Source organism: Bacillus sp. FSL K6-2944, from assembly GCF_038005385.1.
Lineage (GTDB): Bacteria > Bacillota > Bacilli > Bacillales > Bacillaceae_G > Bacillus_A > Bacillus_A cereus.
On sequence record NZ_JBBOTE010000003.1, the window covers coordinates 1 to 12,263 of the forward strand.

Consider the following 12,263-nt stretch of genomic DNA (forward strand, 5'->3'; position numbering starts at 1 on the left):
ACGCTTATGTTCCCCGCAGTAACGTCCTTTGCTTATCTTGTTAGAGCAGCCATTGAAGTCACAGTACTTCATGATAGTAATGCAATGATGTCTTCTTTCTTTTTCCTAGCCGTTGGAATCCATACATTTCTCTTTTCTATTTTGTACTCACATTCTTTTCCTGCTGCAGTTTGTCTTGTTTCTATCATCATTTCCCCATCCCCTACAACATACGCACCCATTATAGATGCTGTTTCATTTTATATTTGTATTGGTATTAAAAACCAAATCATACTAACCACAGATGAACAGTGTACTCGTACCCCCCTAACAAACTTCATCTTTATAACGATACGGTCACTCTTCATCCTTGATTATTTACCTGTATGAAATAGCATCTTTCCCATTATCATGTGACGCTCCTCATGTTATGATGAAAACCAGTCAACATAATCCTTCCCCCTTAGAAGGGTATTATGTTTTTCACGATCTATTCACTCTCTACACAGCCAGGTTATGTATCCTACAATAATTCGGCTGTTCTTTTTCATGCAAATAAGAAAAACGTTCTATCACTTCTCATCCTTTGCACGTTTCTGGACCCACTCCGCTATTCCTCCTAACGACTTCATCTTTCCCCTCCATATCCATATACCCATCTTTCTTTTTAACCGGTTAAAAAAAGACGGACTACATTGTATGCACTTTTCTTTATCCCTTTTTAACAACTCTTCCATAGTTGAACGCATGACATATTCTTTTGAATAGGGCACAAAACATTGTCCATACATTTTATAATACGTAAAACGCTTTGTATAAAGCCCTAATTCCTCGTATGCCTTCAAATGCTCCTGATAAACACAATCATCCACAGGACATAGCTGTAACCTATCAATTTTCATTTGTAAATCTGTATTTGTGGTATCCATCTTTTCACGCCCTTTTCACTGTTTTCCACTAAAAGAACATCCTAGTAGATGTTTACCACATGTATATGCTCTCATTTGGTATATAAAACCATTTGTAATCATGTTGATAAAAAAGAAGAGAGCAACCAAAAGGAATGGCTGCTCTTACATCATTTATATAGAGAGGTAGGTCTTTGGAAAAAGCACCATCAATAGGTGTTGTCCCATGCTTCATTATATGCTTATCTCACCAAAAAAGTTCTAGACAATACATTATTTTGGTTTTAAAAACCATTTTTCCGCATATACTACAAATGGTTGGAAAACAAACCATCTAAACTGTTTTCCTCCAGCATTTCTTTCAGAAGGTTGAAGAATGCTCAGGATACCTTACACCTACTACGGCCTACCCACACTTATATATGCTGGCATTCTTCATTCCTTCCCCCTAAAAACATACGCCTCCATTATGTGTATAGCGCCTCTTTCAAACGCCAAGTATATATGTAACTTGCCCACATTACACATACCTATCTATCTCCATCTTGGCGCCTGAAAGAAGAGCAACCGCTCTCCCGTTACTACCATAATCATTCCATTAACAACTATGGTTGCTGGTTACGGCTCTTCCTGTTACAATGGTTGCCCGTGAAAGCCTGTAGACATATATAGTAAGAAACAGTTTCCGCTATTTCTTACTATTTCTTACCTTTTCTAAATTATCATATAGTCCCCTCATTAACCTACATTTTTTATCCTTTGACAAATATCATTTTTTGCATCCACTAAGATACCTAACATGTTATAATGCATGGATCCTAATTAAATTTCTGCGAAGGCATCACTTCCTTGTCTTCCAAACCATTCTTACAGCCATATGACTTTACATAAGTCATGTGGCTCTTTTTTATAGAACTTTTATGCACGATAGTCGCTCTTCAAAATCTTATCTTATTACTATAACTCATTTTTTCAATGGTTTCGATTCACTTTAAGAGTGAACCTAAATGATACCTTCTTGTTCTATGAATTTGATAAGCCGAACGATTTCTGCATGTTTCTTTTTTATATGACTTAGACTATACCTACTAGCTTCGGCTATTTCTTCCAATGTCATACCGTCCACATACTTCATTTTGAGTATTTGATTATCCAATCCTCTAAACTTATTCATTAACTTTATTAAGGTATACATTTCATTCATTTTATGAGCCAGTTCATATGTAATTACTTCCATACGTTCCTCTACCTTTGCACCTTCCGATGCTGCAGATAAGCGTATACTTTGTAAATCACCATAGATCCAACGTTTTAATTCTGCTTTGGTTTTATCTAGATTATATTCTAAATATACAATCTCCTCTTCTAATCTTTGATATTCTTTCAGCCAATTGAACAATGACGATACACCTACTCGTTACTGTTATTTTTACCTTACCACGTCTACACTGTTATAATTTTATGATGCTATAAACCACACCGGTTCCATGTTTACTTTAGCCCTCTTTTTTTAAGGTGATGAGACAAACTGTTCCGACTACACCCTAATTGCTGACAGATTGCTTGATAAGTAAGTCCTTTTTCACGTAACATGACAGCTTGTTTACATCGTTCATCCCATCTTTTATGAGCATTTTCTTGTATTTGTTTTCTGCTTGTTGACTGCCACAATCCCATTTTTTTGAGTTGCTTCTGCAACGTGTTCACTTCACAGTTTACTTCTATCGCAATTACATACATCGGTAGTTCTCTTTGTAACATTTCTAAAATTTTCGGCATCAATTCTTCCCAATTTTTCCGTTTCGGATTTTCTCTGACTTGTCCTACACAAGGAGCTAATTTTTTCCTAATCTATACAATTCTTCTCCGACCTTACAATTCTTCAAACAATACTTCGGAGACTGATTTGCCCGATATTCACACGTTGCGCAATGCTTGTCTTGCAAATCTAATATATACATTCTTATTTCTTTTGCATTCATGGTGTGGACTCCTCAAATTTCTCTATTTTTCATGATGGCAAGGTAGGTTACAGATAATCCCTTCAAAAACACACCTTGCATTCTCAAAACTCATTATACATACTTAACATCCATTTACAGATACTTTACCCTTCTAGATACCTATGGTATTCAGAAAGAATTCAACCCCCGATTTCCTAGGTTTCTGTCAGTCTTTTTTCTTCAAAACATACTTTTGTTTCACTTTATACTCGTATACATGATGTACCTAGCCTGCTATATTAAATTCCTCTTAACAACTGGGCAGTTAGCATTTGCTAGCTGCTTTGTTGTATATATTTTTATACTTTGGATATACTATTCATACGCCAATTTTTTGAATTTGCGATTCACCTAATTTCCTCTCAGGGCTCTTATATAAGAGTCCTCTTTTTTATCTCCTAAAAAGCCCCCAATTTAAAGTAATGTTTCGCTTGATAATAAAAATGATGATAAATCCAATTCCCACTGAATTTCTTATCCAAATACACGATTTCAAAACCGTATTTTGCTTTAAATGTATTTAGCCTTCCCAGTAACGCTAGTGGATTGTATTTGGAATGATACTTCCCTTGCAACATCTTCTCATATCCATGTAGGTCCTCCACAATTAAGGTGAAGGGAATCTCTTTTGATCGAATTAATTCATTCTCAAACGCTGTTTGCGTATTTTTTTGTAAATTCCCTGTGATTTCATCCATATGGGCTTTCCTTTCTACTCGGCTATCTAAATAGATATCACGCAATATGCCCAGCTCTTCATTTTTCGGAATCATACAACCGTAATCGCCAGTATCTAATTTTTGATTTTTTATCAATATTCCCTTTTGATGTAAATAATCTCGAATATGAGTATTATCTTTCTCTCTCGTATCCATCACGATGGTGAGTGTTTTAAGAATGTTATTTATTTCCGTATCGGTATAACGATAACTGATCATGCTCCTACTCCTTTCTTCGCATGTATAACTGCACGTTCATATATCTTCCTTGCCATCGCATTCGATTCATCATTTTCAAATGGTCGATAATCTTCATACACGTCTGCCCATCCATTCTTCGCAAGCGCAATCGTCCAGTCATAGAACATTTGTAATGAATCTGTATCAGCAAGCAACCAATCATGTAACTTTCGGTTATGTTTCCAACCAGAAAACTCATAAAAAATCTTCAAGATTGTAATCTTTTCGTTGTTTGCATCCTTCCAGGACTTAAACCAAGTATCAATACCATTGAAATTTTTCTCCGCAGCTTGCATTACTTCCACAGGAATTAAGTTCTGTCGTTTTATTCCGATTCGTCCATCACTTGGATCAAGATAGATATTTGCACCCGATTTCCAAATTAAACTTATAATTTCTAATACTTGCATGGAAGTAATCTCACTCCCCACCTAGCTGATTTACCTTTTGATTTATGCAATACTCCAATTCGATTTTTAGTAACTCTATAAGTAAATCCATTCCTACCAATAGGTTTCAATTTATAAACTCTGCAATATATTAAGTAACGCTTATATAAGTTTTCTAATAGCTCAAAACTCTTACTATCTCGTTCAATATTTTCCTCAATAAATTTTTCAAACATTTTCATTCATCCATTCTTGTTATCAAAAGTTATTTAAAAGTGTTACTGAAAAACACCTGAAATCAGTATATGTTACTAAAAAATAACACACTTCACCCTTAGAACCACAAGGGATTGAAGTACTTTTGTTACCAATGTTACCGCGTGAGACCTTTAGCGCTCCTAATAAAGAATATATATATTTATTTTTTGTTTATGGTTGTACTTAGTAACAAAAATAACAAAAAGAGTATAAAAAACAACTTTACCCCTTGATACATAAGGTTTTTTACGAGATTTTAAATTTGTTACTTTTAGTAACATTCTTACTATTTTCTTCGTTTTCCAGTAACTTTGATTGCTTATCAGTATTATTTTGGTCTACTAAAGTAACACCTTTGATGTAATACTTATTTCTGTTGCCACGCTCTCTTTTAAAACCCTGCGTTTCCAAAATCCGATAAAATGCCCTATTTTTTAATTGATGCTCACCATTTCTAAAACACCAATTCGCATACGTTTCATATAATTGTTTTGCTTCCATTTGAACGTCATCTCTTTTAAAACAACACTCAAACATAAATGGACCAAGTATATCCATTTCTTCTTTGTAATCACCTGTGGCTTTCCTAACAATCGCCGGATCATTTAAACCTGACTGCTGCCACTTCAGACAACCTTCAATCGCCCAGTTCAGAATACCCGGCATTTCCAAGCTAAGTTTCTCTGGCAATTTCTTATCTCGTTTTTCCTTTGGTAACTGTAGATTGAATGGAATCAAACGAATACGTCTCCAAATTCCTTCATCTACACCTTTTATGACCGGCTTATGATTTGTTGTAAAAAACACTTTAAATTCGGGTATGAACTCAAAAAACTCTTGCCGTAAGAACCTTGCTAATATAGGCTCACCACCTGTTATTTGCTTGACAAAGGTCTCTGAGAGTTGCTCCCCATCTTCACTTTCGATGGCGGATACAAACCGGGCCCCAGCCAACCTAGCAATATCATTATTCGCTCCTGTTTCTTTCTTCTTGATAAAAGTATCGGACTTCGCTTGTCTTCCATAATCACCCATAAGGTCCTTAATGATATTGATAAAAGTTGATTTTCCGTTAGAACCTCCACCGATTAAGAAGACCATGATTTGCTCGGCAATTTCTCCAGTAAGAGAATAGCCAATCAATCGTTGCATATATTCCATCAACTCTTGATTCCCCTGAAAAATTTGTTCTAAAAACTTCATCCACTCTGGACATTTCGCTTGCCCATCAAATGTAACATTGGTGATTTTCGATAGATATACCTCCCGATCATGCGGACGAAGCTGCCCTGTCTGTAAATCTACTATTCCATTTTCGACATTTAATAAATAGGTATGCCTATCAAAATCTTCACGAGCCCCTGGAACCAATGGCATCAGGTCCTTGATACTATTCATGCGAACGTTTCTACGCTCACACATACGTGCCCATTTTATTTCTGATTCATCTTCTGATTGAAAAAGACCTCGGAGAACTTTTGCGGTGATTCTCTCGATTTCTTTCTTCGTATCCACTCTCCATCGTTTTCCATCCCATATATACCAACCGATATCATGAATGAATTTAATTACATGGCCGTATTCGTAAGCAATACGTTCCGCATTTCCAAGTTCCGTTAGTTTAAATTTCCTTTTTGGTTTGTCTTCCACAACTTCAGCTACATCTTCACTTATAAAATCAAATGAAAATTCATCGAATTGTGGCTTATAATCTAGAATTGTGGAAGAAGTAGATGCAATAGCCGTTGCTATCGTTCTTTCCCCATATGTTTCATTTGTATCTCTGAAATGGATAACGTCCCATTTATCACGTATTAAGCTCGTTTCACGAAACATGGAATCCATTCGTGTTGCTGATTTCCCTGTCCAAAATGCTAAATGGTTACATAGAGAAAGGTCACTTGCCGAATGATCTTCATTAATTAGGCTTCCATTGTATAATGAGCGAATTTCATCGCCATTTTTACTACGGAACATTTTCTCCCATAAAGCATCATTTGAAATTTTGATTTCATCTTTTTCAAATTCTGCTAAATTTATGCGACCTTGTATGTCACTATCATCGAAATACTGTTCAAACACTTCTGCTAATTCATCCGTACGATCATACACATCATTAGAATTTTCTCGATTTCCAGTGAATGTGAAGAATCGTCCGTATGAGTAAATTTCTAAACCATGCTTGGTATTCTTCCTTCCAGTACCTAAAACAAATTGTGGAAGGTTCCCTTTGATAATGATGTGGATACCTTTTCCTGATGGTGAAAACTCTGTATAACTGTCTAATGTATCGATAATTTCTGTTGCAAAAGTATTTGTTTTTCCGGCCACAACACACTTATCAATGTCTATTCCTATATAGTTATCCTGCCTGCTGAACACGAACCCTATTCCGTCATAATCGCCTTCTAAATAAAACTTGACCGCTGTTGCAAATGTCGACCATGTACGCCTATTATTTGCTTGCGCCATTTCGCCGTTGGCTTGATACGGTATCTTCGTCGGTTTTCCATTTCTCTCTTCTTTGCGCCAAAGCACCCACTGCGGTAAGTTTTTCAGCTCTGTTGGTATCTCATTAAAATTGTATGGATTCTGTTTCATTACAACCTCCGGTTAGCCTTTTAAGATATAAAAAAGAGAAGTGGGTACAAACCAACCTCTCTATGTAGTTATTTAAAACGGTAACATATCATCACCGACTGTTACTGCTGGACCACTTGTTATCGGATTTACGTCCGACACATCATAATATTTTGCCTTGGCTACCGTACGTTTTTGTTTTTGACCATCCACAATCTTATCGTACTCTTCATGTTTTACTGTGATTTGTAGATTCTTATTGAGAAGTTGTTTCCCCATATCTTCAGCAGATGCGAAAGCATGATGATGTCCAAAGCTACATGCTTTTAATAAAGAATTGACGATTCTAACCGAAACCTCATGTTCGAACGTAAACATGTTATAAAGCACTTTTGCTCCTTGATGATGTTGTGGTACATCACTTCGAATTTCAAAATCTATCGATAATTTATCTTTACCAGCTTGTGTTTTGCCAGCTTCCGCATTTACAATTACCGCTTCATATTTACCTTCAGCAACTAATTCAAAACCTGTATTTACGTTTGTTTCATCAAATTTAAAGAAACTCATTATTTATTTCCCCCTATATTTTAGTTTATGGATGGCACTAATAATTCTTCTTGTATGCAACCGAGACGCGTATCTAAATGGTTTTTAGCGAATATGGATTCATTTCCTTCTAAAATAAACCCACGTGAACCGTCTGCTTTTCTTACCAACCTACCGATCACATGAACAATACCCATTATATGGTTAACTATTTTGTCTCTTATATCTGGAATCATCTGTGTATATTGCTGCCCATCATCATGAATGATATTTCTTGTTGTTTCCCAAGCTGTAAAAATAACATTTGCATCTAATGAGTTAAACGTTTCTACTACCTTTAAAAGATGGTTATCTAGTAAAGCGTAATCCTTTAATTCCGGCATACCACTTTTCGTATTTTCACCTTTTTTAAGTAACCATAACTTTTGGTAATGCGTTAAATTATCAACAAAGATGTTATCGTATTTAGCGATATTTGCTTTTGCTAATGCATAAAATTGTAGGATGCTATCATGTGGATTTTCACCATCAATTTTAGCTACATCTACATTTTCATATCCTTCTAAAACTTGGCTTGTCCCATCAATATCCAAGACTAATGTTTTACCTGGTAACAATCCAGCAACCGTTGTTTTACCGTTACCTGGCTTTGAATAAATAATGATTTTTGCTTTTTTACTTTTGGTAATGGCAGCACCGTTTGTGATTTCCAATTGATTCACTCCTTCGCCATGCTTTTCAAAACAAAAATAGAAGCTTCCAAATCAAAAATTTTACTTTCTGTGTTCCAAATATTTTGTTCCACAATCGGTTTCTTTTCTATTAGCCTTTCTAACTCTCTTTTGTGTTCACTTAACCTTCGTTGTTCCACACTTAATGACTTTTCTAGTTCTTCAATTCCACCATTCAAAACGGTAGCACCTCTTTTTGTTTACTCATTTCATTTACTTCTATCAACGCCTGCAATCCATATTCATAGGCAATCACCATACAAATGGATTCCGAATCATCACAACGCTTGTATCGATCAATTAGACGCCTTAAAATGGTTATCTCACTTTCAATCTTTTGTTGTAAGTTCATTTCATTCACCTGCTATCTTTTGGGTAGAATGTACAACAACGTATTCCTTAACGCATTCTGTTGAATTGTGTATACAATCACCTTCAAAATCCAAGTACTCTTCACCGCAGTAGATTTCCTTATTGCAACTCGCACAATGCCCCATAACATTCGTTATCGCTGAATCATTTGGATTTCCTATAATCATTGGGTTTTCAATTATGATCGTTCACTCCTTTACATGCATTCATTTCATGCTATAATGACGTTGAAAATTGATTTTATCTGGATCACCTGTTGGCGCAGGTGATTTTTCTTTTTATCCAACTCGAAAACATGCAACGTTTTGTTGCTCAATTAAGTATTCTGTTACATTTTCTTTCAGTACAACATCCTGCCCAAACATAAAGTACTTATCATCTTGCTGAATTTCACAACCATAGAAATCTTCAATTGGATGATTAGGTTCTTTAATCGATTCCTTTTCAACAATGTCCTCCACAAATATTGCATCGATATTACTCACCCCGATGTGGAATGGTACCTTTCCAGTAGCACCTTCATATTCAATTCCTGATAAAAAACCAAAACTATTTTTAAATGTTTTAAATTGCTCTACTGTAAAACTTGTTTTAACTCCTGATTTAAAAACTAGTGTTACCTCCTTCAATTAATTCACCTCCCTTCGATTTGAAACCTTACGGTTCATTTCCCTTAGCTGACACTTTGCTTCTAATTCAGTAATAAGTAATAACGCTGGACTCTTTCTCATTTCTGCACATCTTTTTACAACATCCGATGCTTTCATTAATTTACTTGCAGATAATACTCCGTTCATAATTGGTCACCTTCCTTTTTTATTTCCTTTGTAAGTTAATATGGTACGTAATTGACCATCTTTCAGAACAACTTTTCTGTCATAATTCGACAAAATTTCAACATCATTTGATGATTCTACTTCTCCGCCATATACCCAGTATCCGGCTCGAAGTAGAAACTCAGAAAGACCTTCCGGTATTGGTAGTTCATAACCTTCTAAAGTAACTTTGGTTACTTCAATGCCTTCTCTAACTATCATTTTTTTCACCTTCTACATTTCAAGAGTGACTCCATCCCTAACTCTACTTAAAGTAGAATTTACATTAAAAAAAATTTGATCATAACTAATTTCTAGTAAGTCGCAAATCTTCTTCGCATTTCCTACAGTCACATCATCAGAGTGATTTTCCATGTTTCTGTAAGTTTGAACATGGACATTTAGCTGTTGCGCCATTTCGCTTTGAGTAAGCCCTTTTAATAATCGCGCTTGTTTAATAGTGAGAATCATCGTATTCACCTCTTTTCTATTCGCTTGTAAATTCATGATAATCTACTAAAAGTAGAATGTCAACACTAAAAACCTAGGTTAATCTACCTTTATATTAAAACATCAAATTTAAAGTAGAATTTTTTCGACATTACATTGAATAAATTCTACTTTTAGTTTAATATTATATATATAAAGTCGACGGAGGTCACTACAATGAGCATAGGAAAAAATATAAAAAAATTAAGGGATAAGCATAATCTTTCACAAAAAGAATTTGGTGAAATAGCGGGCGTTTCAGATAAAGCAGTATCAACTTGGGAAAAAGGATTAAAAGAACCACGAATGGGAGCTATTCAAAAAATAGCTGATCATTTTGAAATTTTAAAAAGTGATATCATCGAAGATCAAGATTCTAAAGTTACTCATATCAGACCTAACCAACCAAAAATCGAAAATAACTGCAATGCTGTTCCTTTACTTGGAGCAATAGCTGCTGGAACTCCACTTGAAATGGTAACTGTGGAAGAATGGCTTAATGTTCCAGTTGAAATAACAGATAATCACCCACATGCATTTTTATTAAGAGTAGTTGGTGACAGTATGAACAAAGTCATACCACCGAATATGTTGGCATTAATCGATCCAAATATCGAAATTAAAAATGGGGATATTGCCGCAGTTGCAGTTAATGGCTTTGATGCAACTCTAAAAAGATTTTATAAGTTTCAAGATGGAATTACTTTAGAACCTGAGAGCTATAATCCAGAGCATAAAACACAATTTTATGATTCTAAGGCCCAAGAGTATACTCCTGTTGTAGTAATAGGGAAATTAGTTTGGTATATGGCACCTATTAATGCTAAATTTTAAAAATACAAGGTGATAATTTTGATTAGAGCAGCTATATATATTCGTGTTAGTACACAAGAGCAAGTTGAAAATTATAGTATAGAAGTTCAAAGAGAACGAATCCGAGCGTTTTGTACTGCTAAAAATTGGCATATCTATGATGAGTATATAGACGGTGGTTATTCAGGTTCTAATTTAGAACGACCTGGTATAAAAAAACTTTTAAATGATTTAAAAAATATAGATGTCGTCGTTGTTTATAAATTAGATAGATTATCTCGTTCTCAAAGAGATACATTAGAATTAATTGAAGAACACTTTTTGAAAAACAAAGTAGACTTTGTATCTATAACAGAAACATTAGATACTTCTACACCATTTGGTAAAGCAATGATTGGTATTCTATCTGTATTTGCTCAATTAGAACGTGAAACAATTGCAGAGCGTATGAGAATGGGGCATTTAAAAAGAGCTGAAAAAGGATTAAGAGGTAACGGTGGAGACTATGATCCAGCTGGTTATACTAGACAAGATGGACACTTAATAATAAAAAAGGACGAAGCTGATCATATCAAAAGGGCTTTTGACTTATACGAGCAATACTATTCAATCACTAGGATCCAAGAAACTTTAAAAGAAGAAGGTTATCCAATTTGGAGATTTCGACGATATAGAGACATTCTTTCTAACAGATTATATATAGGACGTGTAACCTTTTCAGGGAATGAATATGAAGGTCAACATGAACCTATCATTTCATTAGAGCAGTTTAAACGTGTGCAGACGCTTTTGAAACGTCACAAGGGACACAATGCTCATAAAGCTAAACAAAGCCTGTTGTCAGGTCTAATAACCTGTTCTTGTTGTGGGGAAAAATATGTATCATACAGTACTGGAAAATCCAAAGATGATGAATCCAAAAGATATTATTATTACATTTGTCGAGCCAAGAGATTCCCATCTGAATACGAAGAAAGATGTATGAATAAAACATGGTCTAGACAAAAACTTGAAGACGCTGTTATCGGTCAAATGAAAGATTTAACTGTATTTAAATATCATAATCAAAAAAAAGAGAAACAAATTAATTATACAAAACTTATCAAAGAAATAGATAAAAAAATGGAACGCCTTCTTGATCTGTTTACCACAAATACAAATATAAGTAGACAACTGTTAGAACAGCAAATGGAAAAGCTCAATTCAGATAAAGAAAAACTTATCCTGAAACAACAAAGTTCTGAACAAGAGATTTCACTCTCTAAGGAAATGATTACGAAAACTATGAAATCATTTGACACATTAGAATTCAAAGATAGACAAATATTAATTAATAAATTTATACAAGAAATACAAATCAAACATGAAAACGTCGAAATCCTTTGGCGTTTTTAAGTAATTATTTTTATGTATTCATT

At 34.7% G+C, this 12,263-nt stretch carries 18 protein-coding genes and 1 pseudogene; 2 read left to right on the plus strand and 17 right to left on the minus strand.

The window, feature by feature from the left end:
- The 17 genes and pseudogenes from MHH55_RS26540 to MHH55_RS26620 all read right to left on the minus strand — a co-directional run.
- Positions 1-72, minus strand: a pseudogene (locus tag MHH55_RS26540) (HNH endonuclease); the annotation flags it as partial.
- Positions 69-191 (minus strand): hypothetical protein, encoded by a 123-nt coding sequence (locus MHH55_RS26545; protein WP_303047675.1) that lies wholly within the window; start codon positions 189-191, stop codon positions 69-71. The pseudogene MHH55_RS26540 and the gene MHH55_RS26545, both read right to left, overlap by 4 nt.
- Before the next feature lie 360 nt (positions 192-551).
- Positions 552-908 carry a hypothetical protein gene (locus tag MHH55_RS26550; protein WP_078188067.1) on the minus strand — a complete coding sequence of 119 codons (357 nt, stop codon included), beginning with the start codon at positions 906-908 and terminating at the stop codon, positions 552-554.
- 982 nt (positions 909-1,890) lie between these two features.
- On the minus strand, positions 1,891-2,286 hold the full coding sequence (locus tag MHH55_RS26555; RefSeq protein WP_078188066.1) for a hypothetical protein: 396 nt from the start codon (positions 2,284-2,286) through the stop codon (positions 1,891-1,893).
- 92 nt (positions 2,287-2,378) lie between these two features.
- A complete protein-coding gene (locus MHH55_RS26560) occupies positions 2,379-2,666 on the minus strand; it encodes a helix-turn-helix domain-containing protein (protein WP_340881721.1) in 288 nt (95 codons plus the stop codon).
- 56 nt (positions 2,667-2,722) lie between these two features.
- Positions 2,723-2,869 carry a zinc-finger domain-containing protein gene (locus MHH55_RS36500; RefSeq protein ID WP_078188248.1) on the minus strand — a complete coding sequence of 49 codons (147 nt, stop codon included), beginning with the start codon at positions 2,867-2,869 and terminating at the stop codon, positions 2,723-2,725.
- A 419-nt stretch (positions 2,870-3,288) separates the two neighbouring features.
- Complete coding sequence (locus tag MHH55_RS26565) at positions 3,289-3,828, minus strand: ERCC4 domain-containing protein (RefSeq protein WP_078188209.1); 540 nt, start codon at positions 3,826-3,828, stop codon at positions 3,289-3,291.
- Positions 3,825-4,259, minus strand: a complete 435-nt coding sequence (locus MHH55_RS26570; RefSeq protein ID WP_078188208.1) for a hypothetical protein — start codon at positions 4,257-4,259, stop codon at positions 3,825-3,827. Before MHH55_RS26570 ends, MHH55_RS26565 begins: the two co-directional genes overlap by 4 nt.
- A gap of 483 nt (positions 4,260-4,742) precedes the next feature.
- Positions 4,743-7,097: a phage/plasmid primase, P4 family gene (locus MHH55_RS26575; protein WP_340881723.1), complete on the minus strand. Its 2,355-nt coding sequence runs from the start codon at positions 7,095-7,097 to the stop codon at positions 4,743-4,745.
- A 72-nt stretch (positions 7,098-7,169) separates the two neighbouring features.
- Positions 7,170-7,646, minus strand: a complete 477-nt coding sequence (locus MHH55_RS26580) for a DUF669 domain-containing protein (RefSeq protein ID WP_208743002.1) — start codon at positions 7,644-7,646, stop codon at positions 7,170-7,172.
- A 20-nt stretch (positions 7,647-7,666) separates the two neighbouring features.
- Positions 7,667-8,338, minus strand: coding sequence for an AAA family ATPase (locus tag MHH55_RS26585; protein ID WP_088029284.1), 672 nt, complete (start codon positions 8,336-8,338; stop codon positions 7,667-7,669).
- Positions 8,339-8,343: 5 nt separating this feature from the next.
- Entirely contained in the window at positions 8,344-8,535 is a 192-nt protein-coding gene (locus tag MHH55_RS26590) for a hypothetical protein (protein ID WP_023521063.1), read from the minus strand.
- A complete protein-coding gene (locus MHH55_RS26595; protein ID WP_164727807.1) occupies positions 8,532-8,708 on the minus strand; it encodes a hypothetical protein in 177 nt (58 codons plus the stop codon). The genes MHH55_RS26590 and MHH55_RS26595 overlap by 4 nt, the downstream gene beginning before the upstream one ends.
- 298 nt (positions 8,709-9,006) lie before the next feature.
- Positions 9,007-9,357, minus strand: a complete 351-nt coding sequence (locus MHH55_RS26605; RefSeq protein ID WP_078187907.1) for a YqaI family protein — start codon at positions 9,355-9,357, stop codon at positions 9,007-9,009.
- Positions 9,358-9,525, minus strand: a complete 168-nt coding sequence (locus MHH55_RS26610) for a hypothetical protein (RefSeq protein WP_167332618.1) — start codon at positions 9,523-9,525, stop codon at positions 9,358-9,360.
- A gap of 6 nt (positions 9,526-9,531) precedes the next feature.
- Positions 9,532-9,765 (minus strand): hypothetical protein, encoded by a 234-nt coding sequence (locus tag MHH55_RS26615; RefSeq protein WP_065485855.1) that lies wholly within the window; start codon positions 9,763-9,765, stop codon positions 9,532-9,534.
- A 12-nt stretch (positions 9,766-9,777) separates the two neighbouring features.
- Complete coding sequence (locus MHH55_RS26620) at positions 9,778-10,050, minus strand: helix-turn-helix transcriptional regulator (RefSeq protein ID WP_340881728.1); 273 nt, start codon at positions 10,048-10,050, stop codon at positions 9,778-9,780.
- Between the two features lie 159 nt (positions 10,051-10,209).
- Between MHH55_RS26620 and MHH55_RS26625 the strand changes: the two genes are divergently transcribed.
- Positions 10,210-10,866, plus strand: a complete 657-nt coding sequence (locus tag MHH55_RS26625) for a LexA family protein (RefSeq protein WP_078187903.1) — start codon at positions 10,210-10,212, stop codon at positions 10,864-10,866.
- 9 nt (positions 10,867-10,875) lie between these two features.
- Positions 10,876-12,240 carry a recombinase family protein gene (locus tag MHH55_RS26630; protein WP_340881732.1) on the plus strand — a complete coding sequence of 455 codons (1,365 nt, stop codon included), beginning with the start codon at positions 10,876-10,878 and terminating at the stop codon, positions 12,238-12,240.
- The last annotated feature ends 23 nt before the right edge of the window (positions 12,241-12,263 follow it).